The following is a 23072-nucleotide window of genomic DNA, read 5'->3' as shown; positions in this document are numbered from 1 at the left end:
CTACCTTACCGGGGCCGCCACGCCGGGGGAAGTCGGATCGATGGCGGCAAGGCAGCGTTCCGTGGCACGTCGCAGCGCCGCCAGCACGCTACGCCGCCCAGCTACGCCAAGAAGGGATGCCAACCAGCTCCAGTCGCGCCCCTGAAAGGCCCAGGCCCCCAGAGCCAGGATCTCGACATCGTCGGGCGTACTCCACTGCGCCAGGCAGCGATGCAGCAGCGCCTGCAGTGCCGGTCGTGCCGTAGCCGGATCGCGGTGACCGAAGGCCACGTCATGGCAATCCCAGCAGTCGGCATCACTGAGATCCTGCTGCGCCCCCTCGGCGAGCAGGCGCAGCAGAACCCGCGGTTCGAGCTCCCGCAACTCGAAGGCCAGCAGGTTCGGCAACAGGCGCTGGAAACGAGCCGCCAGCTCGATGGCGAGCCGCTCACCATGCGGACTGGTGGGCATCACCACCATCAGCGCATGCTCGCCGGTGGCGGTCTCGCGAGACAGCCCCAGACGCACGGCACGAAAGCCCAGCGCCTGCCAGAACGCCATCAACCCCGGTTCGGCGCCGAAGCTCGCGCCCAGCAGGTCAGTGCCGTCGCGGTGCGCCTCGGCCAGCTCTGCCTCGATCAGCCGACGCCCCAGTCCCTCGCAACGTCGCTCCGGATGCACGGCAATGCGCTGCACGCGGCGCACCCGAGCCATTAGCGCGGCCCGCGAGCCAGCATGGGCGGCCAACGACTGGGCCAGCAGATGGCCACGCGGCCGGCGCTCGCCGCGTGCCACGCGTTCGGCCAGCTCGGCATCGAACCCACCCTCATCAGCGTACACCGCAACTGCCTGAGGCGACTTGCCAGCGTTCAAGGTGGCCAGGTGCAGCGCCGGCGCATCCAGTAGCCGTCGCAGGTCGTCCGGCGCCGTGCGGTAGTGGGCCTGGACCAACAGGCCGAACACCTCACGCAGGCGTGGCTCGTCACCGGCCAGCACAGCGCGCGACTCGCGGCACTGGCTCAGGGGCAGGCCGGCGGGGGCGGCCGAGTCCGGCTCGGCATCGAGCAACAGCAGGTCGCTGACCAGACGCTCCAGGGGATCCCCCCGCCCCCAACGCACCGGTTCGGCCAGGTGGAGTTCCCGCCACTGAGGCGTTTGTCGGGCCAACCGCTCGCGAAAACGCAGTGCAAAACCACGCCCCGAGCCTTCATACCCATGGACGGTGGTCGCGAAGGCGATACGCGGAAATGCACTCAACCATTGGCCCAGCAATCCGGCCGGTATCGCCGCCGCCTCGTCGACCAGCAGCAGACTGCCGGCACCACCCGCGATGCCCCGCGCGACCCGATCGGACAGCGCGTCGGGGGCAAGGAACTCGACCCGGCCACCATGCGCCGCCACGAAGACGTTGCCCTCGCGCCACCCCCGGGGGTGCAGTACCGCCAGCCGCTCGAACAGCGCCGCCACCGCTGCGGGACGAGGCGCAGTCAGCAGCACTTGCGCCTCGCCGCCTTCCAGCAGCCGAGCGCAGGCAATGCCCAATGCTGCCGTCTTGCCCCGCCCACGATCGGCAGTCAGCACCAGGGGCCGGCGGCGCTTGATCGTCGCCAAACGCGCCACGGCGGCGGCCTGGTCGGCCGTGAGGCATGCCGGATCATCGACCGAAACGTCATGTTCGGGGGGCGATGTCAGCGTCGGTAGCCGAGGCGCAACGACGGAATCCGGCCAGTGGGCGAGATCGGACGAGCCGACCAGCCGGTGCTCGAGTCGCCTCACATAGCACGTGCCTGCCACCTCGCCCCAGGCCGCGGGGGTGAGCAGCAGCACCAGACCGCCGGCACGCAGCGTGCCGGTCAGTGCACCGAAGGCATCGGGGTCGAAGGCGTCACCGGCCTTACCGGCATCGAATACCATCAAGTCGTGCTCGCCACCCAGCCGGGTAAGCGCCTGGCCGGGCGGCAGCCAGTGCATCGCCGTCACGTCCTGGGGGCAGTCGGCGGCTACCCAGCAAGGCGCCTGCCAGCCTCCGCAATGCCAGACGGACAGCGCACGATTGCGCCGCACCGCCGCCTCACCGGTTAGCCACACCAGGCCGCGCCAGCGCCGTGCGCTCAGCCAGCGTGACCAGCCGATCAGTACCTCAGCCTCGCTCATCGGGTTCTCCAACCATGGCCTGCCAGCCAGTGTCGGAGAGGCTCATCATCGCTGCACCGCGCCGCGCTCGGCATTACAGAGAATACGGGCATCAGCTTACAACTTTGGTCTATATCACACGCTCGTTTCAACGCTCTGCACTCCCCCAACGTCCTTTTACGACTTCGCTTTTTTCCATCAACCACATGAAATAAAAGAAATTTCATGGCCTCAAGCGGATGATAGGCATCCCCCGACAGCGGCCGACCCCCCAGCCCTCACCAGAGGTCGATTGTGACAACGAGAGCATGCTAGCTTGTATCTTGCTGTTGCACTGCGCCATAACTCATACCGGCCGCTGGCCGGCGAGCCCCCTCGGGTGGCTCACGACGCAACGACAAAAGGCACAAGAAGACCCACGAAGGGAGCATCGCATGAACAAGTCTCGCAAGTTCGCCCTCACTGGTTTGGCTGCAGGTATCGCCCTAGCCACGCTTTCCACCACCGCCCAGGCTCAGGAACAGTGGACCATGACCACCACCTGGCCCGACAACCTGGACCTGATCGAGATCGACCGCCACTGGGCCGAGCTGGTCAACAAGCTGGCCGGCGACGAGGTGCAGATCAACTTCCGTGCCGGCGGCACCTTGATGCCTGGCACCGAAGTGTTCGACGCCACCGAGACCGGGGCCATCCAGGCAGCCGGCGATTGGCCCGGCTACTGGGCCGGCCGCAGCCCGGCCTTCTCGCCGCTGGCTACCACCACCAGCCTGTTCAACGGCGTCGATTACCTCAACTGGATCATGGAGTGGGGCGGCTGGGAGCTCTACCAGGAGGTCTACGGCGACTACAACATGGTCTACCTGCCCTACGGCATCACCAACAACGAGTCGGGCTTTCGCGGCGGCACGCCCATCGAAAGCCTCGCCGACCTGGAAGGCAAGCGCCTGCGCCTCTCCGGCCGCGACCAGGGCCGCGTGCTCGAGCAGCTCGGCGGCTCACAGGTCACCCTGGCCGGCGGCGAGATCTACCAGGCCATCGAGCGGGGCGTGGTCGACGGCGCTGAGTTCTCCACACCGGGCGTCGACTACAAGGCCGGCTTCAGCGAAGTCGCCGACTACTGGTCCGTGCCCGGCTGGCACCAGTCTGCCAGCGTGTTCGGCGTGATGATCAACAAGGATGCCTGGGACGCCCTCTCCGCAGAAACCCAGGAAAAGCTGAAGATCGCCGCCGAGGCCACCATGGCCTGGTCGCTGGCCTGGTCGGAGCGCGAGTCCACCGAAGGTACGGTGAAGTTCAAGGAGGACGGCACCGAGATCAACCAGCTTTCGGACGAGGATCTCGCCGAGATCCAGCAGATCACCAACGACGTGATCGTGCAGGGCGCCTGCGAGGATCCGATGCACGCCAAGATCTATCACTCCATGATCAGCTACATGGAGCACTATGCCAACTGGCGGGACATCTCGGTGCCCTACAACATGAGCCGCGTCACCGACGACCTGCCGTCTCTCGACGAGATCGAAGCCTGCATGAACCAGTAAGCGGTAGCGGATGGGCCTCGCCGAGGCCCATCCCATCGCCCCCGCTTTCGCGCAGAGCTTCACCGACCTGACCGATCCCGAGATCCTCAATCATGAATGCCATTGCCAGGGCTATCGACGCCCTCAACGAGGGGTTCGGCCGCCTGATTGCCCCGCTGCTCGCCGTGATCACCCTGATCGTGATCTATGACATCGCCATGCGCTTCTTCATCGGCCGCCCCAGCGACTGGGCCTTCGATGTCACCAAAATGCTGTTCGGTGCCCATTTCATGCTGATGGCGGCCTATGGGCTGCGCCATCACGCCCACGTCGAAGTCGACGTGCTCAAGCGGCTGCTGTCGCGCCGCAAGCAGGCCGCCCTCGAGTTGCTCGGCTACCTGCTTTTCTTCACTCCGTTCATCTGGATGCTCAGCACCTTGGGTTGGGATTTCTTCATGCGTGCCTTCAGCCGCGGCGAGACGACCTATGGCATGGTGTCGATCCCCGTCTATCCGGTGAAGGGCGTGATCGTGGTCTCCGCGGCACTGCTCCTGCTCCAAGCCATTGCCGTCGTCATTCGCGCCGTGGAAGCGCTGCGCAAGGAGGAGGCCGCATGAGCGCCGAAGTTCTTACCCTGTTCATGTTCGGCGGCCTGCTTGTCGGGCTGTTCATGGGCCATCCGCTAGCCTTCGTGCTGGGCGGCGTGGCCGTGTTGGGCGCCTGGCTGGGGCCCGGCATCAACACGTTGGGCATTCTGATCAACAATATCTACGGCAACGCCATGGACAACTACGTCCTGGTGGCCATTCCGCTGTTCATCCTGATGGCGCGCTTTCTCAACGACTCCGGCGTCACCGAGAAGATGTTCGAGTCGATGCGTCTGCTGCTCGCCAACCTACGCGGCGGACTCGCACTCACCGTGGTCGTCGTCTCGGTACTACTGGCCGCCACCACTGGTATCGTCGGCGCGTCCATCGCCGTGATGGGCATGATCGCCCTGGTACCCATGCTGGGCTACGGCTACAACAAGCAATTGAGCGCCGGCGTCATCATGGCCAGCGGCTGCCTGGGCATCCTGATCCCGCCCAGCATCATGCTGATCCTGATGGCCAGCTATTCCCCGGTCTCGGTGGGAGCGCTGTTCGCCGGCGCCCTGGTGCCCGGCCTGATGCTGGGTGTGCTATACGCGCTGTACGTGCTGATCATCTGCCACGTCAAACCCAGCTATGGACCGCCGGTGCCCGCCGAGGAGCGCGCGGGAGTCTCGACCCGCGAACTGTTGGTCATGCTGGGCAAGTATGTACTGCCACCGATGGCACTGATCCTCGGCGTGCTCGGCTCGCTGTTCGCCGGCATTGCCACCGCCACCGAAGCCTCGGCCATCGGCGTGCTCATCGCCTTTCTGCTGTTCCTGGTCTTCGGCGACCGCAAACCGTCGACCTGCTATCGCACGCTGATCGAAGCCAGCAAGACCACCACCATGGTCATGCTGGTACTGGTAGGCGCCACCGCTTTCACCGGTGTGTTCTCCATTGGTGGCGGCATGGAGGTGATCCATGAGGTGGTGATGGCCATGCCGGGCGGGACCACCGGCGCACTGATCCTGATGCTGTTCCTGGTGTTCATCCTGGGCATGTTCCTCGACTGGACCGGCATCGTGCTGCTCAGCTTCCCGATCATGCTGCCGATCGTCGAGAGCATGGGCATCGACGTGCTGTGGTTCGTGGTCATGGTGGCCGTGGTGTTGCAGACCTCCTTCCTCACGCCGCCCTTCGGCTATGCGCTCTTCTACCTCAAGGGCGTGGCTCCGCCGGGTGTCGAAACGCTGGACCTGTATCGCGCGGTCGTTCCGTTCGTCGCACTGATCCTGCTGGCCTGCGCGCTGATGGCGCTCTTCCCGTCGTTGATCCTGGGCCTGCCCTCTTTGCTGCTCGGCTACTGAGCGAGGCAGAACTTCCCGCTTGCGCCCGCCGTCGCCCGACGGCGGGCGTTTTCGGTTGAGGATTGACCCGGGTCACGCTGGCCGGCTGCAGCGATTGGCCGCAACTGATACCATTCACGCCCGTTACGGCCTCGCATTCACATGGCCGGCCACCGCAAGGAGTCTTCGCTTGTCCCGATCTGCCAGCACCGGGCTTGCCGCCGTGTCGCGCCGGTTCACGCACCGTTTCTCCCCTTCGAGCGCATTGCTGCTCGCTGTGGCCACCTTCGTGGCGCTTCCCGTTCTGGTGGTGCTCGCTCATATCGTGATGCCGACCGATGGCATCTGGCAGCACCTGGCCAGTACCGTGCTACCCCGCTACCTCACCAACACGCTGTTTCTGACGGTCACGGTGGGTCTGGGCACGCTGATCATCGGCACCGGCACGGCCTGGCTGGTGGTGATGTGCCGCTTTCCCGGGCGCCGACTCTTCGAGTGGGCACTGCTGTTGCCGCTGGCCGTACCCACCTACGTGATCGCCTATGCCTATACCGACTTCCTGCAGTTCGCCGGCCCTCTGCAGAGCTGGCTGCGCGAGTTGTTCGACTGGAGCCACGGCGACTACTACTTTCCCAACATCCGCTCGCTGGGCGGTGCCGCCACCCTCATCACGCTGGTGCTCTATCCCTATGTCTACCTGCTGGCCCGGGCGGCGTTCCTCGAGCAGTCGGTATGCGTGCTGGATGTGGGCCGCACTCTGGGGCGCGGGCCCTGGCGGCTGTTCGGAAGCGTCGCCGTGCCGCTAGCACGTCCGGCCATCGTCGGCGGCGTGTCCCTGGTGCTGATGGAGACGCTCAATGAATTCGGGGCCGTGCAGTTCTTCGGCGTCGACACCTTCACCACCGGTATCTATCGCACCTGGTTCGGCCTGGGCGAACCGGTCGCCGCCGCCCAGCTGGCCGCCTGCCTACTGGTTTTCGTGATCGCCCTGGTACTGCTCGAACGCTGGTCTCGCGGAAAGCGGCGCTACTTCCACACCACCAACCGCTACCAGCAACTCCCCGAATACCGCTTGCGTGGCTGGCGGGCCGCAGGTGCCTTTTCGGCCTGCGCACTGCCGGTACTGATCGGCTTTTTGATTCCCAGCGGTATCCTCACCCAACTGGCGTTTCACGAGGGCGATGCCCTACTGGGAACGCGCTTTCTCGACTTCGCCGGCAACAGCCTGCTGCTGGCCGCCACTGCGGCGGTGATCGCCGTGGCCTTGGCGGTGATGCTGAGCTATGGCGTACGCCTCAATGACACGCCATTGAATCGCACGGCGACACGCATCGCCGCCATGGGCTATGCGATTCCGGGCTCGGTGGTGGCGGTGGGCATTCTGATTCCGTTCGCCTGGCTGGACAGCACGCTCAACGCCTGGCTGAACGAGCACTACGGCGTGATCGTCGGGCTCGTGTTCAGCGGCTCGGCGTTCATCCTGATCTACGCCTACGTGGTGCGCTTCCTGGCAGTATCGTTCAACGCCGTGGAGGCGAGCCTGGGCAAGGTGACGCCAAGCATGGATGCGGCCGCTCGCACTCTGGGGCAGAGCGCCGCCGGCACTCTCAAGCGCGTACACACGCCGATCATGCGCGGCAGCCTGCTAGCAGCGGGCATTCTGGTATTCGTGGACGTCATGAAGGAACTGCCGGCGACCATCATCCTGCGCCCCTTCAACTTCGACACCCTGGCGGTACGTGCCCACAGCCTGGCCTCGGACGAACGCCTCGCCGAGGCCTCGACGGCGTCACTGGCCATCGTGGCAGTGGGCATAATCCCGGTGATCCTGCTCAGCCTCGCCATGCGCCGCTCCCGCCCCGGCTCCGGAGACGCCTGAGGGAAAGACGAAGACTTGGGACAGGTCCAGGTGGATATCCACCGGCTGCCCGTCGGAGGGCAGGAAGACGCCCGGCATGCGGGCGTGCAGGTGAGCTTCGCGCCCATCCTCGCCATGGGCACAGATGTGCAGAAGGCTGCTGCGCCCCAGCAGCTTGGCCATGATGATGTGGCTGTAACGATGGCCGATATCCGGCACTTCCCTCTCGACGACACGCAGTGCCTCGGGACGGATCATCACCCGGGCACGAGCGCCCTCGGCCAGCCACCCGGCATCCACCGAACCCACCGGCGTCACCACACGACCGTTGCGCACTTCGCCGCTCAGCTCGTTCACTTCGCCGAAAAAGGTCACCACGAAGGGGTCACAAGGGGTGCAGTAGAGTTCACGCGGCGTGCCCGTCTGGACGATGCGTCCATCGCACATCAGAGCGATGCGGTCGGCCATGAACATGGCCTCTTCCGGATCGTGGGTCACCAGCAGCGTGGCCGCTCCCACCTTCTTGAGCACATGCAGGGTATCGTCGCGAATCCGGTCGCGCAGCCGTGCATCGAGGCTCGAGAAGGGTTCGTCGAGCAACATCAGCTGCGGGCTTGGCGCCAGCGCGCGGGCCAGGGCCACGCGTTGCTGCTGGCCACCGGAGAGCATGTGCGGATAGGTGTCGGCATAACCGGCCATGCCCAGTTGCTCCAGCAGGGCCAGGGCTCGTTGGCGGCGTTCCTTGTGGGGCTCATGCTTGAGACCGAAAGTGACGTTCTCGAGCACGGTGAGATGGGGAAAAAGCGCCGAATCCTGGAATGCCAGCCCCACGTTGCGCTTCTCCGGCGGCACGTGACGTCCGCGCGGTACGGCGATATCGCCGCCGTTGAGCGCCACGCGACCCTGCTGGAGCACCTCGAGCCCGGCGGCGATTCGCAGCAGGGTGGTCTTGCCGCAGCCGGAGGGCCCCAGCAGGCATACCACCTCGCCAGGCGCCACGTCCAGATCGACGCCTTGCACGACGTCACGCTTGCCGAAGGCATGGTGCACGCCACGCATCGACAGCACCGCTGGGTGACTGATCGACGCTGCGGCTGGCTGATTGAGCTTGTGGGTCATAGGGTCACGCCGGTGGTCGATGTGAGTGAATGACACTCCTATCATACCCGAATTGTCCAGTGAATGCGTTTGAAAGCGACTCGCATTCCATCGATTCCTTGCTCTGCGAGGGTTGCAATCGCTGCACCAAGCTGATCAGCCAGATACGCATCGGCCGAGACTTGACGAAACCGACTTTCGAGGCTTCAATATCACTGCCAATAATGCAACGTATTATCATTCATCAGGGATCGTCTACGAGGTTCACAATGATCAAGCACGCGCGTCTTGCCCTCCCCCTCGCCATTGCGCTGGCCGGCTCGGCGCTGGCCACCGGGGTTGCCGCCGATGAGCTCAACCTTTACTCCGCTCGCCACTACGACTCGGACGAGGCCCTCTACCAGGCATTCACCGAAGAGACCGGCATCGAAGTCAACGTCCTGGAAGGCGACTCCGATCAGCTGATCGAACGCATCCAGCGCGAGGGCGTCGCCAGCCCCGCCGACGTGATGATCACCGTCGACGCCGGTCGCCTGTGGCGTGCCGAACAGGAAGGCATCTTCCAAGGCATCGAGTCCGACGTGCTGGCCGAACGCCTGCCCGAGTCGATGCGCCATCCGGAAGGCAAGTGGTTCGGCTTCAGCCAGCGTGCCCGCGTCATCTTCTACAACCGCGACAACTTCGACCCCAGTCAAATCACCAGCTATGAGGATCTGGCCGACCCCGCCTTCGAGGGTCAGGTGTGCATCCGCTCCTCTAACAACATCTACAATCAGTCGCTGTTGGCCTCGCTGATCGAGCACCACGGCGCGGAAGAGGCCGAAGCCTGGGCCCAGGGCGTGGTCGACAACATGGCTCGCGACCCGGAAGGTGGCGATACCGACCAGATCCGTGGCGTGGCCAGCGGTGAGTGCGACCTGGCCGTGGCCAACCACTACTATTATGTGCGCCTGCTCAAGTCCGACGACGAGGCGGACCGTGAGGCGGCCGAGAAAGTCGGCATCCTGTTCCCTAACCAGGACGGACGAGGCACCCACGTCAACGTCGGCGGTGCCGGCGTGGTCGAGAATGCCCCCAACCGCGACAACGCCGTCCGCTTCCTCGAGTTCCTCGCCTCCAACGAGGCCCAGGAAGCTTTCGCTGCCGGCAACTATGAGTTCCCGGTCGTGGACGGCGTGGCCATGGACGAGGTGCTGGAGTCCTGGGGCGACTTCAAGAAGGATGATCTCAACATCAGCGTGCTGGGCGAAAACAACCCGGAGGCGATCAAGATCTTCGATCGCGTCGGCTGGCGGTAAGAGCACGCTCGGGGCTGACCTGGCGGCAGGCCTACGAGGAAGCGCTGTGAATACTTCCTTGTACGCTACCGATTCCTTCCCTGGAATCGGACCTCCTCTTCGGCCTGCCCCCAGTGCCCCTTGCCAGGCTCTGTAACCCAGGCCCGCGGCATCTGCCGCGGGCCTTGTCGTTGTGGGTTAGCCCGCTTCTCAATGCGCCTCGTCCCAATTGGCCCCACTTTCGGCCTCGACGATCAGCTCGACGTCGAGGTCGGCTGCCGCCTGCATGCGCGCCTTCACCTCCTCGATGAAGTCTTCGACCTGCGCCTCGGCCACCTCGAAGACTAGCTCGTCGTGGACCTGCATGACCATCATGGCGTCGGTGTCGTCGCCGGACAGCCAGGCATCGACGTCGACCATGGCGCGCTTGATGATGTCCGCCGCCGTGCCCTGCATGGGCGCATTGATGGCTGTGCGTTCAGCCCCCTGACGGCGCGCACGATTCTGCGAGCGGATCTCCGGCAGGTAGAGCCGCCGCCCGTAGACCGTTTCCACGTAGCCGTCATCGGCGGCCTGAGCACGGATGCGCTCCATGTAGCGCGCCACGCCGGGGTAACGGTCGAAGTAGCGGTCGATGTAGGTCTGGGCCTGATTGCGCTCTACATGCAGTTGGCGCGCGAGCCCCCAAGCGCTCATGCCGTAGATCAGTCCGAAGTTGATCGCCTTGGCGCTGCGTCGCTGATCGGACGAAACCTTGTCCAGCGCCACACCGAACACCTCGGCGGCAGTGGCGGCATGGATGTCGCGCCCTTCGGCAAAGGCCGCGAGCAGGCCTTTGTCGGCGGAGAGATGCGCCATGATGCGCAGCTCGATCTGCGAGTAGTCGGCGGCGACGATACGATAGCCGGGCCGCGCCACGAAGGCCTGGCGGATCTTGCGCCCCTCCTCGGTACGAATCGGGATGTTCTGCAGGTTGGGATCCGACGAGGAGAGCCGCCCGGTGGCGGTCACCGCCTGATGATAGCTGGTGTGCAGCCGCCCCGTTCCAGGGTTGACCAGCCGCGGCAGCTTGTCGGTATAGGTGGTCTTTAGCTTGGCCAGGCCGCGGTGCTCCATGATCACCTTGGGTAACGGGTAGTCCAGCGCCAGCTCCTCGAGCACGGCTTCCGCGGTGGAGGGCGCTCCCTTGGGCGTCTTCTTGATCACCGGAATCTTCTGCTCCTCGAAGAGGATCTGCCCAAGCTGCTTGGGCGAGCCCAGGTTGAACTCGCGCCCGGCGAGCTCGAAGGCCTTGCTCTCGAGCTCACGAATGCGCGCTTCCAGCGCCTGGCTTTGGGTATGCAGGCGCTCGGGGTCGAGCGCCACCCCGGCGCGCTCCATGCGCGACAGCACCGGAATCAGCGGCAGTTCGATGCGCTCGAGCACCTCGGCGAGCCGTCCCTCCGCCTCCAGACGCGGACGCAACTCATGGTGCAGGCGCAGGGTGATATCCACATCCTCGCAGGCATAGGGAGCGGCCTGTTCCAGGGCAACCTGGTCGAAGGTAAGCTGCCCCGCGCCCTTGCCGGCAATCGCCTCGAAGGAGATGGTCGACTCGCCCAGATACTTCAGCGCCAGCGAATCCATGTCGTGTCGCGTCGCCGTGGAGTCGAGCACGTAGGACTCCAGCATGGTGTCTTCGAGCCCTCCCGCCACGGTGATGTCGTAGTTGGCCAGCACCGAGATGTCGTACTTGAGGTTCTGGCCGAGCTTGGTCTTGCACGCATCCTCGAGCAGCGGCTGGAGCGCCGCGAGAACCGCATCACGATCGAGCTGGTCGGGAGCGCCCAGGTAGGTATGAGCCAGCGGAATGTAGGCTGCTTCGCCCGGCACGAGCGCCAGCCCCACCCCGACGATTTCTGCCGTCATGTAGTCGAGACTGGTGGTCTCCAGGTCGAAACAGAAGCTGTCGGCCTCGCGGAGCCGGTCCAGCCAGGCGTCGAAATCGTCCTGGCTCAGAACGACGTGATCCTGGCGTGAGCCACTGCCGCTGGCCTGCTGTCCAGCATCGCCACTCTGCGGTGCCGGAATGCCCCCAGCGACGTCGTCTACGCCCTGGTCCCTGCCTTCGAGAAGCTCAGCGAGCCACGCCTTGAATTCCAGGCGACGGTAGAGTGCGAGCAGCGACTCACGGTCTGGGCGGGCAAGCTCCAGGTCGTCGAGGCCCACCGGCAGGTCGCAGTCGGTCTTGATGGTGGCCAGCCGATACGAGAGAAAAGCCTGATCGTGGTGCTCCTCGAGCTTCTTGGGCAGGCTCTTGGCGCCGCGGAAATCCAATGTCTTGACCTTGTCGAGATCGGCGTAGAGGGTTTCCAGGCCGCCATCCATCCCCTGCAGCAGGGCCAGCGCCGTCTTCTCGCCGACACCGGGCACGCCGGGGATGTTGTCCACCTTGTCGCCCATCAGCGCCAGGAAGTCGATGATCCGTTCGGGCGGGAGACCGAACTTGGCCTTGACGCCGCCGACGTCCAGAACCTCGTCTTTCATGGTGTTGACGAGGGTGATGTGGTCGTTGACCAGCTGCGCCATGTCCTTGTCACCGGTGGAAATCACCGCATCGCGCCCGGCCTCGGTGGCCTGCCTGGCCAGGGTGCCGATGACGTCGTCGGCCTCCACGCCCTCGATGCACAACAGCGGCAGGCCCAGCGCCTTGACGCAATCGTGGAGAGGCTCGATCTGGGCGCGCAGGTCGTCCGGCATGGGAGGACGCTGCGCCTTGTATGACTCGAAGAGCTCGTCGCGAAACGTCTTGCCTGGCGCGTCGAAAACCACCGCCATCGGACTGTCCGGATAGTCCTTGATGAGCCGCTTGAGCATGTTCAGCACACCCTTGATGGCCCCGGTAGGCTGCCCCTCCGACGTCGTGAGCGGGGGCAGGGCATGGAAGGCGCGGTAGAGATAGGACGAACCGTCGACGAGAACGATGGGCGTGTCGGCCATGAGTCGGCTTCCCCTGAACGGTGATGAACGATGGTGACGAAATGAGGCTTCCGGCCCCATGATACGCATAGCGCCACGCTTTTGCCGCGGGCATTGGGCGATACTTGGCCCGCAGCGTACACTAGAGGCCCGCAGGGAAGCTGCCGGATTCGTCCGATAGCCTCCTGGCCCCATCGGTTGCCGCCCGTCGGCGAAGGAGATCACCATGAACGTCATTCGTCTCTGGCAACGTGCACTGTTCCTGGCACTCGGCCTGGCGTTATCGACCCCCGTCCTGGCCCAATCGGGGGGAGGAGGGGTCGAACCACAGGTCACGACCCGCCAGGAAGCGGATCGCACCGTCCGCGAGTACCGCGTGAACGGCGCGCTCTACGCCATCGAGGTTCGGCCTTCCAGTGGCTCACGCTACTACCTGGTGGACCAGGACGGCGACGGCAACTTCGCACGCCAGGAAGACGAGCCCGATGCGATCCCCGAGTGGGTTCTGCGCCGTTAACGACGTCAGCCGAGCCTGTCGCAGTAGCCATGTCGCCTGGCGTGAAGGCGCATCGCAACAGCTCGCCGCTATGGCTACAATAGGCGGCTTGGCAACCTGGGCGAGAGACACATGGCCGTATTCACCCCGCTTAGCGACGCACAGGTCGCGGAATTCCTCAGCCACTTCGATGTCGGCTCGCTGATCGCGCTGGAAGGCGTTGCCGGCGGCACCGAGAACACCACTTTTTTCGTCACCACGGACCGGCGCGAGCTGGTGCTCACGCTGTTCGAGCAGGGCGAACACGAGGAGCTGCCGTTCTTCGTCGAGTTGCTCGACTATCTCGACGAGCACCGCCTGCCGGTGCCGGGAACCGTTCACGACCGTGACGGTATCGCCTTGCACAGCCTGGCCGACAAGCCGGCACTGCTGTTCCCGCGCCTGCCCGGCCGCCATCCCCTGTCCCCCAATGCCGAGCAGTGCCGGGTGCTGGGAGACACTCTGGGGCGCATGCACCGGGTTTCCCAGCACTTTCCCGGCCATCGCCCCAACCCGCGTGACCTCAACTGGCTGAAGGCCATGCACCACAAGGTGCTGGCCTATCTGTCGGCGGATGACCAGACGCTGATGAAGGACGAAGTGGAGATCTATCAAGGCGTATTCGGCGATGCCCCCGGGCTCCCCCAGGGCGCCCTGCATGGCGACCTGTTCCGCGACAACACCCTGTTCGAAGGCAACCACCTGGGCGGCATCATCGACTTCTACAACGGCTGCACCGGCGATCTGCTGTTCGACTTGGCCATCGTCATCAACGACTGGGCGACCGAATCCGACGGCCGTCTGAATGCCGAGCGGCACGACATCATCCTCAACGCCTACCAGGCCCGGCGGCCGCTCAGCGACACCGAATGCACGGTATGGCCGTTCATGCTGCGCATGACCGCGCTGCGCTACTGGCTGTCGCGACTGCTGGTGGTTTACGTGGATCCGCCGGCCCATGACCTGACGCCCCACGACCCCGAGCAGTTTCGCACCATCCTCAAGGCACGCCTGGAACATGGCGCACTGCCTCTGCCCGAAGCGAGCCACGCATGACGCTATCCATGGGATCTGCCGCTGGCCCCGCCCTGCGGGCCCGCCGCACCTGGAACATCGACCAGTGGGGCAGCGGCTACTTCGACGTCGACGACCAGGGGTACGCACTGGTAAGGCCGCTCGGTAGCGAAGCCACGGGTCCTGCCCTGCCACTGTCGCGGCTGGCCGACGAGCTGCGCCAGGCCGGCCTGCGCCTGCCGGTGCTGGTGCGCTTCAGCGACATTCTGCATGACCGCGTGGAACAGCTGTGCGATGCCTTCGACCTAGCCATGCGCGAGGAGGCATACCGGGGCGGTTACACCGCGGTCTACCCCATCAAGGTCAACCAGCAGCGCCGCGTAGTGGAGGAGATACTGGCCACCCGCGAGCGCGGCCACGGCCGTGTCGGCCTGGAGGCCGGCAGCAAACCGGAGCTACTCGCGGTGCTGGCGCTCTCCACCGATGGGCCTTCGCTGATCGTGTGCAACGGCTACAAGGATCGCGAGTACGTGCGCCTGGCGCTGATGGGCGAAAAGCTCGGCCATCGGGTCTACCTGGTGGTAGAGAAGTTCTCCGAGCTGCCGATCATCCTCAAGGAGGCCGAACGCCTCGGCGTGACCCCGCGCATCGGCCTGCGCGCGCGGCTCGCCTCGGTGGGCCGCGGCAAGTGGCAGACCTCCGGCGGGGAAAAATCCAAGTTCGGCCTCACCGCGACCCAGATACTGGAAGTGGTGGAGCGTTTGCGCGAAGCCGGGGCCCTGGCCAGTCTGCAGTTGGTGCATTTTCATCTCGGCTCGCAGATCGCCAACATCCGCGACATCTGGCGCGGCCTTCGCGAGTGCGCACGCTACTATCAGAACCTGCTCGTACTGGGCGCCCCCATCGATACCGTGGATGTCGGCGGTGGGCTCGGCATCGATTACGAAGGCACCCGCTCGCGCAGTTTCTGTTCGATCAACTACTCGATGACCGAATACGCACGCAACGTCGTCGCTGCCTTCGCCCAGGCATGCGACGAGGCGGACCTGCCCCACCCGCACCTGATCAGCGAATCCGGCCGGGCGCTCACCGCCCATCATGCCGTGCTGATCACCAATGTGATCGGCGAGGAACGGGTCGAAGCCCATGCTCCGGCAGTACGCACCGCCGACGACCCCCAGGTGGAAGAGCTATGGCGGGTCTTCGACACCCTGCATACCCAGGTCGTGGATCCTCGCGGTCTGGTGGAAGCATGGCACGACCTGCTCGAAGGCATGAACGAGCTGCACGGCCGCTTCGTGATGGGGATTGCCGACATCACCGCGCGTGCCGAGGGCGAAAGCGTCTATTTCGCGGCCTGCGCACGGCTACGCACCCTGCTCGACAACCGCAACCGGGCGCATCGCGAGGTTCTCGACGAACTCGCCGAGAAGCTCGCCGACAAGCTGTTCGTCAATTTCTCGCTTTTCCAGTCGGTACCCGACGTCTGGGGCATCGACCAGATATTCCCGGTGCTGCCGTTGACTGGCCTCCACCACGAGCCGACGCGACGCGGCGTGATCCAGGACATCACCTGTGACAGCGACGGCCGCATCGACGGCTACGTCGACGGCCAGGGAGTGGAGACCACCTTGCCATTGCCGGAGTGGGACGCGGACGAAGAGCGCCTGCTGGGCTTCTTTCTGGTCGGCGCCTACCAGGAAATCCTCGGCGACCTGCACAACCTGTTCGGCGACACCGATTCGGTGGACGCCGCCCTTGGCGAGGACGGTCGCTGGGTGCTCACCAACGCGCAGCAGGGCGATCGGGTGGCCGACGTGCTCGCCTACGTCAACTTCAACGCCGAGGTGCTACGCAAACGCCTGGCCACCCAGCTGGCCGACAGCGGACTCCCGGCCGACGAGCAGGCCGACTTTCTCGACGACCTCTCTGCAGGGCTACAGGGCTACACCTATCTCGAGTGAATCGCCCAACGGTGGGGAGCTCAAGAGTCACCTGACGCTCTCGGCAAGCCACCGTAGGGGGCGCCATCGCTCACTCAGCCACGTGGGCCGACACGTCGAGACCGCCGGTCAATGTCAGGTGTAGCGTGGCCCCACGCGACAACGCACCCACGCCCTCCGGTGTGCCGGTAAGCACCACGTCGCCGGGCTCGAGCGTGAAATGGCGACTCATTTCCGCCACCAGCGTGGGCACCGAAAAGAGCATGTCCGCACCCTCGCCGTGTTGACGCAGCTCACCGTCGACCTCCAACTCGAAGGTCAGTGCATTCCAGTTGGGAACACGGTTCAGCGGCAGGAAGTCGCTGAGCGGGCAGGCGCCATCGAAGGCCTTGGCCACTTCCCAGGGATGCCCTTTCTCCTTGAGACGGGCCTGGAGATCACGCAGCGTCAGGTCGAGTGCCAGCCCGATGCCGACGACGGCGCGTTCCGCTTCGTCAGCGGTGGCATGGGTCAGCGTCTCCCCGATCAACAGCGCCAGCTCGGCCTCGTAGTGCACCTCTCCCCGTGAGAAGGGCACGTCCAAGTCTCCCTCCAGAGGAACGGCACTGGTCGCCGGCTTGAGGAACAGCAGCGGCTCGCTGGGTACGGGGTTGTCCAGTTCCTTGGCATGATTGGCATAGTTGCGGCCAACGCAGACGATCTTGCCGAGCGCGTGGGGATACGTCTGACCATCGGTGAAGCGGGGAACGAAGCGCATGGCGGGTCTTCTCCTTCTCGTTGCGCGTGCCGCACTTTCGCAGCGACAGGCGTAACAGTCTAGCGCACCATGCGCCCTGTTCCACACCCCGCCACCGGGCGAGTCAAAGCGTCTCAGGCATCTGGCGACCAGGTGTCATCCGGGGCATGAGCCAGAAAGCCCGGGCGATGGCGCCGAGCGGCAAACGGCTCCACGCAGACGTTGTCGCGACGGTTGTACACGAAGAAGGCATTGCTGCGTGGATCCGGCGACATATTGGCATTGGAGCCGTGCAGCGTGTTGCAGTCGAACAGCAGCAGGCCGCCCGCCGCACCGGTCGGCGCTTCGATGCCGTGGCGCTTGACCAGCTCGGATAACGCATCGCGGCCCGGCACGCCTATTTCCTGCTTCTTGAGTGACTGCTTGTGGTTGTCGTCCGGCGTTTCCCCCAGGCAGGGCACGAAGACCCTGTGCGAACCGGGGATCAGCATGAGCGGACCGTTGAACTCGTGGTTGTCGGTCAACACGATGGACGCACTCACCGCATGCATTGCCGGCATGCCATCCTCGGCGTGCCAGGTCTCGAAATCGGAGTGCCAGTTGAAGCCCTTGCCCTCGAAGCCGGGCTTGTAGTTGATGCGTGACTGGTGCACGTACGCCTCACCGCCGAGGATCTGACGAGCACGCCCCATCAGCCTGTCATCGCATGCCAGCTGGTTGAAACGCTCGGAGAGGAAATGCACGGCGAACAACGAGCGTATTTCCTTGCCTTGCGGTTCCTCGATGCTGAAGTCGCGGCCGCGAAACTCGTCACGACCGAGCAACGCCTTGAGCTCCCGGCGCAGTTCGGCGAGCTCTTCACCACTGATGACATTCGGCTCGAAAAGAAAGCCCTTGCGGTCGAACTCGTCGAGCTGGGCCTGGCTCAAGGGGCCATCATCGACACGGCCTTTGACGACCGGCTCTCGGCGGTTGATCCAAGGCATGTCCAGCGGCCGCGCAAGGCGCGTGGGATACGGATCCCGGTCCGTGAAGGAGGCTCCTGCTGACCGTTCGCTGCCGAGACCTCTACTGACGTTGCGGGTTTCGTTCACGTTTCGAGTGGACGATGTCTGCACTGACATCCAATCACCTCCTGTCTATCCGTGATCGGTTTCAGATTCGCTATCGTACCGGCGGCCCGTCATTGGCCGTCTGGAAACGGGTTGAACCTGCCGTAGTGAGATGCGTGGAGACGCGTGACCAGGATTTCAAGGGGCGAGCGAGTACGCCGAGGGTAGACACCCACGAAAAAACCGCCTCGTCGGGCGGCTTCTCATGATGGGCAACATATTGATTTCGCGGTGGTCCGAGTGGTGCCGGCACCAGGAGTCGAACCCGGGACCTACTGATTACAAGTCAGTTGCTCTACCAACTGAGCTATGCCGGCTCGGGACCGACCGGAGCGAGATGCGCCATCGGAAAGGGGTTGGCGTGGCTGGGGTACCAGGATTCGAACCTGGGAATGCCGATACCAAAAACCGGTGCCTTACCACTTGGCTATACCCCAGCATGTGGTGGCCAGAGACGGAATCGAACCGCCGACACGGGGATTTTCAATCCCCTGCTCTACCGACTGAGCTATCTGGCCGCTGCCAACGGGGCGTATTAAACCCTACGGGGGCTGTTGCGTCAACCCCTGCCATTTCAAAAAGATGGCTCGGGAATACGCGCGCCACCCGGTCACTGCTCGGGCGGCACATAGCCTTCGGCGCGGTCCGTTTCACGGTTATCGAGGAAGCGCTCCATCTGGTCATTGAGGTACGCACGCGCCTCGGGGTCGAGCAGGCTGAGGTGTTTCTCGTTGATCAGGCGCGTTTGCAGCGCCTGCCACTCTTCCCATGCCTGCTTGGAAACGCTGGCCTGGATTTCCTGGCCTTTCTTCCCCGGTAACGGTGGAAAAGGCAAGGCCTCGAGCTCCTGCTGATACTTACGGCAGTATACGGTCTGGGTCATGAGTAGGCTCCTCAGGGGGGTCGTCGTGGTTCGGTTCACGGGCTCGGCGGGTTCTCCAGCGTGAAGGTAGCCAGGCGACTCAGCAAGGCCTTGACCGGTGCCGCCAGGCCGATCCGGTCGGGGGCGTCGGGATCGTACCAGCGCCGTGCCTCGCCCACGGACCCGAGTCGGTCGATAGTGGCCGGCTGCGGAGTGACCTCCAGACGAAAGTGGCTGAATACGTGTGTAAACGGGGTCCAACATGCATCGAGCTCCGCCCCGGGCGCATGGACGTCGAGCCAGGCGCGCAGGGCCGCCGCATCCTCGAACTGCGGCAGACTCCACAGCCCGCCCCACAGCCCACTGGGCGGGCGCTGCTCGAGCAGCACGCGCCCTTCGGCATCACGCAGCAACAGCATGCGAGTGGTGCGAGTGGGCAATGCCTTTCTGGGTTTCGACTCGGGAAAGCGGCGCTCCTCACCCCGGGCATGGGCGATGCACACGTCGGCGAACGGGCAGCGTTGGCACTCGGGCCTGCCACGGCGGCACAGCGTGGCGCCGAAGTCCATCATGGCCTGGGTATAGTCGACCAGGCGCTCCCTGGGAGTATAGTGCTCGGCCAGCGCCCATAGCTCCCGGGCCACCGCGGTTCGCCCCGGCCAGCCCTCGACGGCATGCAGCCGAGCCAGGCTGCGCTTGACGTTGCCGTCGAGGATGACCGCACGGCGTCCGGTACTCTGCGCGATGATGGCCCCGGCCGTAGAGCGGCCGATGCCCGGCAGCGCGGCCAGGGCCTCGAGGCTGTGCACCGGCAGCTCGCCGCCGTGCTCCGCGACGACGCGACGCGCGGCCTCGTGCAGGTTGCGACCGCGGGCGTAGTAGCCGAGCCCCGTCCACAAGTGCAGAACGGCGTCCTGATCGGACGCTGCCAGCGCCTGCACGTTAGGAAAGCGCGCCATGAACCGCTCGAAGTAGGGAATCACGGTAGCGACCTGGGTCTGCTGCAGCATGATTTCCGAGACCCACACGCGGTAGGGCGTGCGCTCCTGCTGCCACGGCAGATCGTGGCGGCCGTGGACGTCGAACCAGTCCAGCAGCCGCCGCTGGAACGCCTCGGGGGCAAGGATCGGCATCTGGGTCATGTCTCTCCCGGTCGCGTCATCAGCCAACTCGCGCCGATCGCAAGCGCCTCGGCGCTGCACGGCAGGCCTGGCCTCAGTCGAAAAGGCCGCGCAGGGCATCGCGAAGCTCCTTGCCGGCCTCTTCACCGATACGCTCGTCGAGAGCGCCGCCCAACCGCTCTTCTATGGCCTCGCCGGCACGCCGCCCCGCTTCCTCGCGTAGCAGCGTTGCCAGGGTCTCCTGGAATGCCTCGCGATCGAAGCGGCACCACTCACTGCTGTCGCCGGTGTAGTCGCCGGAACAGCGAACCGGCAAGGGAACACGCTCGAGCCTTGGGTTGACGCGGCATGCCGCATCGGCGGTGTCGACGAAGCGCGTGTCGGCGCGCAGGTCGAAGCGCTCGGTAACCAGATCCAGTTCGCCTTCGCCATTGACGGCGATGCCCGGCAGCGCAAGCTCGATATCATCGCTGCGCGCCACTCCATCGCTGATCGTCACGCTCAGCGCAGCTCGGTCGAAGCGAGTGTCTTCACTCCAGTCATTCGTCATCTGCTCGCCTTCCAGCGTGGCCGCCACCGCACACAGCTCGCGGGAGACATTGACGTCGAGAATGGCCCCCTGGTCCACCTGCACACTCAGCTCACCGTTGAGGTGACGGCGCAGAACAGGCAACGAATTGCCGCTGGCAGTGAGCCGGCCTTCGCTGGTGAGCCGACCCCGCAATGGCGCCGATTCCTCGCCTTGCTGCCAGGCCTCGTAAAGCGGCTCGAGGCTGACGCCCGACAAGGTCGGGGAGAGTTGCCAGTGAATCGGCTCGCGGGTCAGGTCGAGTTCGCCGGTGGCGGAAAGTCGGCCAGCGTAGAAGCGTGAGGCAAAACGCTCGAGGCGCTGCCGCCCCTCCCCTCCGGCCAACGCCAGCTCCACCTGGGTGAAGTCGAGGCCCAAAAGACGCAGACGCTCCAGTGTCAGCTCGCCATCCAGTTCGAACGTGGCCAGCCATTCGGCAGGCACCAGGGGTGTCTCGTCCGCTTGCGCATGGGCGCGCCCGACCCCGATGATGCCTCGGCTGGCGGAGTCCTCGGGCGCTGCCTCGCGCGGGGGCAGGTAGGCATCCAGATCGAGGGTATCGCCCTGCAGCGAGACCTCCATTCGCTGTCCATCCAGGCCTGCCTTCAGGCTGCCGGTAAAGGTGCTGTCATCGAGAGTCAGGGTCAGCTCGGGCAGCGCCAAGCGTGACAGGTCACCTTCGACAGGGCTGGTCAAGGCCACATCGGAGAGCGCCTCAGCGTCGGCCGTAACGGGCGTGTGCCCGAATCTCTCCAGCCAGGGGCGCAGCGACAACGGCTCTACGTCCAGCACGCCGCGGTAGGTCAGCGCCTGGTCTAGACCGGAGAACTCGAGATTGCCCGTCGCACGCAACCCGTCGGGCCCGGAAAGCACAAGGTCTCGCAGCCGAGCACTCTGTCCGGCAAGATCGGCCTCCAGCGCGAAGTCGAGCTCCAACGGCAGCGCCTCTTCACCCAGCGCCTGATGCTGCAGAGGGCTTTGCAGTTGTCCGGCAATCAGTTCCAGTTGCCGTTCGACCAGGTCCAGAGCCAGTCGCTCGCCGCTGAGGGTCGCCGTGTGATCGCGTTCCGCTTCCTCGAGACGGGTGGCGGTGTCGAGGGTGAAATTCTCCAGCGCATAGCGCCGTTCGGCCAGAGCCAGACGGGCCCGGGTGTCCAGCGAAACCTCGCTGGTCAGCGTCGGTGGGCGCTCCAGCTCACGCCAGTCCAAAGCGCCATAGTGAGCCAGCTGGAACGACGCCTGGAGCGGAAAATCGCTGCGCGGGTTGACATTGGTGCCGGTGAAACTGAACGACTCGAGCAGCCACTCACGCTGACTGCCCAGGTCACGAAACACTACCTCCCCATTGCGGACCTTGACGCTTGCGACGTTGAGCGATACCGACAGGTGGCTCTCGCCGAGGGGGTTGATGCCCGCGCTAGCCGGGGCCGGAGAGCCTGGAGCCGGCTCCTCCAGACGTTCCAGCAGCGGCTCCCAATTGCCCTGCCCCTCCGCATCGCGCTCGAGGTAGAGTTGCACGCCATCCAGCGTCACACCTTCGATGGCGATCTCGCCCCGCAGCAGGGTGGCAAAGGAGAGACTGACTTCAGCACGCTGGAAAGCCAGTAACGGCTCCCTACTTTCCTGCTCGGGAAGGCGTCCCTCGACGTCAGCGATACTCACCCCGACGCGGGGATAGAAGGACCAGCTGAGCGGGCCCGCCAGTTCGAGCTCCAAACCGCTGTGCTCACGTACGATCTCGACGAGGTGCGGCTTGAGATCCTCCGGGTCGAGGAAAGTCGTGACATAGACCACGACGGCAACGACCACCACGCCCAGAATGCCGATGGCCGCCAACAGCAGCTGAAAGAGTCGCTTCATGTCTCGCTGTCTCCTTGCGAGGGAGGTGCCAGTTCGAAATAGTCGCCGGTATCGTGCAGCCGATAGCCCAGCCTTGCCAGCAGCAGTTGGTCGGGCAGCGGCAATTGGGAAGCCGGTGCGCGCAGCTGGCAGCCCTGACGGTAGGCCGCCCCACTGACCAGTGCCAGCAGCCGCGACCCCACACCTCGCCGGCGCGTGGTCTTGCGCACGCAGAGTTGAGAGAGCCACCAGGCCTCGGGATCCGGGTGAATCGCCACGGCACCCAGCAAGCGGTCGTTGAAGCGCGCGCAGCCGAAGTAGTGCCCGGCCGCGAGATGACCGTGGATGAAGTCATCGACCGAGCCGGAGAGTCGCTCGGCCGGTGCATCGGCATAGATCCGCTGCAGATCGTGTTGAACCTGGGCATCCTCTGTCCACACGGCCTGATCGACGAAGTGAAGCGTTACCGGCATGGCGAATCTCCCGGAACTGGAGGCGCAGCGGCCGCCCGATTCGCGCATTGTAGCGGATGGGGGCACCGATTCTCTATAATGTCCGCCCTGAGGTGGCAAGCTCGACGGCTTGCCCGCCCGGT

17 protein-coding genes and 3 tRNA genes are annotated in these 23072 nt (G+C 65.0%); 8 read left to right on the top strand and 12 right to left on the bottom strand.

What is annotated here, in order from left to right; all coding sequences use genetic code 11:
• Positions 1–2133, bottom strand: coding sequence for a tRNA(Met) cytidine acetyltransferase TmcA (locus tag GFD32_RS03285; protein ID WP_163575143.1), 2133 nt, complete (start codon positions 2131–2133; stop codon positions 1–3).
• 413 nt (positions 2134–2546) lie between these two features.
• On the opposite strand from GFD32_RS03285, the gene dctP reads away from it, so the two are divergent.
• The 4 genes from dctP (at position 2547) to GFD32_RS03265 (ending at position 7435) form a co-directional block, all read left to right on the top strand.
• Complete coding sequence (dctP, locus tag GFD32_RS03280) at positions 2547–3656, top strand: TRAP transporter substrate-binding protein DctP (protein ID WP_163575142.1); 1110 nt, start codon at positions 2547–2549, stop codon at positions 3654–3656.
• 92 nt (positions 3657–3748) lie between these two features.
• A complete protein-coding gene (locus GFD32_RS03275) occupies positions 3749–4252 on the top strand; it encodes a TRAP transporter small permease subunit (protein ID WP_163575141.1) in 504 nt (167 codons plus the stop codon).
• Entirely contained in the window at positions 4249–5577 is a 1329-nt protein-coding gene (locus GFD32_RS03270) for a TRAP transporter large permease (RefSeq protein WP_163575140.1), read from the top strand. The genes GFD32_RS03275 and GFD32_RS03270 overlap by 4 nt, the downstream gene beginning before the upstream one ends.
• Before the next feature lie 169 nt (positions 5578–5746).
• Positions 5747–7435 carry an ABC transporter permease gene (locus GFD32_RS03265; protein WP_163575139.1) on the top strand — a complete coding sequence of 563 codons (1689 nt, stop codon included), beginning with the start codon at positions 5747–5749 and terminating at the stop codon, positions 7433–7435.
• Here the strand turns inward: GFD32_RS03265 and GFD32_RS03260 are convergent.
• On the bottom strand, positions 7346–8473 hold the full coding sequence (locus GFD32_RS03260) for an ABC transporter ATP-binding protein (RefSeq protein WP_455429259.1): 1128 nt from the start codon (positions 8471–8473) through the stop codon (positions 7346–7348). The genes GFD32_RS03265 and GFD32_RS03260 overlap by 90 nt on opposite strands.
• Positions 8474–8781: 308 nt before the next feature.
• Between GFD32_RS03260 and GFD32_RS03255 the strand changes: the two genes are divergently transcribed.
• Entirely contained in the window at positions 8782–9810 is a 1029-nt protein-coding gene (locus tag GFD32_RS03255; protein WP_163575137.1) for a Fe(3+) ABC transporter substrate-binding protein, read from the top strand.
• Between the two features lie 189 nt (positions 9811–9999).
• Here GFD32_RS03255 and polA read toward each other — a convergent pair whose 3' ends face one another.
• Complete coding sequence (gene polA, locus GFD32_RS03250) at positions 10000–12768, bottom strand: DNA polymerase I (protein WP_163575136.1); 2769 nt, start codon at positions 12766–12768, stop codon at positions 10000–10002.
• Between the two features lie 205 nt (positions 12769–12973).
• On the opposite strand from polA, the gene GFD32_RS03245 reads away from it, so the two are divergent.
• From GFD32_RS03245 to speA, 3 genes are all read left to right on the top strand, one after another.
• A complete protein-coding gene (locus GFD32_RS03245; RefSeq protein WP_163575135.1) occupies positions 12974–13264 on the top strand; it encodes a DUF2782 domain-containing protein in 291 nt (96 codons plus the stop codon).
• Positions 13265–13375: 111 nt separating this feature from the next.
• A complete protein-coding gene (locus GFD32_RS03240; protein ID WP_163575134.1) occupies positions 13376–14338 on the top strand; it encodes a homoserine kinase in 963 nt (320 codons plus the stop codon).
• An 8-nt stretch (positions 14339–14346) separates the two neighbouring features.
• Positions 14347–16260, top strand: a complete 1914-nt coding sequence (gene speA / locus GFD32_RS03235; RefSeq protein WP_163575193.1) for a biosynthetic arginine decarboxylase — start codon at positions 14347–14349, stop codon at positions 16258–16260.
• Between the two features lie 70 nt (positions 16261–16330).
• On the opposite strand, the gene GFD32_RS03230 is transcribed toward speA, so the two are convergent.
• The 9 genes from GFD32_RS03230 to GFD32_RS03190 form a co-directional block, all read right to left on the bottom strand.
• The gene (locus tag GFD32_RS03230) at positions 16331–16996 is read right to left on the bottom strand and encodes a fumarylacetoacetate hydrolase family protein (protein ID WP_163575133.1); all 666 of its coding nucleotides are present in this window, start codon (positions 16994–16996) and stop codon (positions 16331–16333) included.
• Positions 16997–17109: 113 nt separating this feature from the next.
• Positions 17110–18099, bottom strand: a complete 990-nt coding sequence (thpD, locus tag GFD32_RS03225; RefSeq protein ID WP_163575132.1) for an ectoine hydroxylase — start codon at positions 18097–18099, stop codon at positions 17110–17112.
• A gap of 229 nt (positions 18100–18328) precedes the next feature.
• A tRNA-Thr gene (locus GFD32_RS03220) sits at positions 18329–18404 on the bottom strand.
• Positions 18405–18449: 45 nt separating this feature from the next.
• A tRNA-Gln gene (locus GFD32_RS03215) sits at positions 18450–18524 on the bottom strand.
• A gap of 5 nt (positions 18525–18529) precedes the next feature.
• Positions 18530–18605, bottom strand: a tRNA-Phe gene (locus GFD32_RS03210).
• Positions 18606–18697: 92 nt separating this feature from the next.
• Positions 18698–18970, bottom strand: coding sequence for an oxidative damage protection protein (locus tag GFD32_RS03205; RefSeq protein WP_163575131.1), 273 nt, complete (start codon positions 18968–18970; stop codon positions 18698–18700).
• Positions 18971–19005: 35 nt separating this feature from the next.
• Entirely contained in the window at positions 19006–20091 is a 1086-nt protein-coding gene (gene mutY / locus GFD32_RS03200) for an A/G-specific adenine glycosylase (protein ID WP_163575130.1), read from the bottom strand.
• Positions 20092–20164: 73 nt separating this feature from the next.
• A complete protein-coding gene (locus GFD32_RS03195) occupies positions 20165–22498 on the bottom strand; it encodes an AsmA family protein (protein WP_163575129.1) in 2334 nt (777 codons plus the stop codon).
• Entirely contained in the window at positions 22495–22950 is a 456-nt protein-coding gene (locus tag GFD32_RS03190; RefSeq protein ID WP_163575128.1) for an acetyl-CoA sensor PanZ family protein, read from the bottom strand. Before GFD32_RS03190 ends, GFD32_RS03195 begins: the two co-directional genes overlap by 4 nt.
• Positions 22951–23072 lie beyond the last annotated feature (122 nt).

Source organism: Halomonas faecis (assembly GCF_010993975.1).
Lineage (GTDB): Bacteria > Pseudomonadota > Gammaproteobacteria > Pseudomonadales > Halomonadaceae > Halomonas > Halomonas faecis.
The sequence above is the reverse complement of the archived record's forward strand: the minus strand, read 5'-3'. Positions and strand labels throughout refer to the sequence as shown.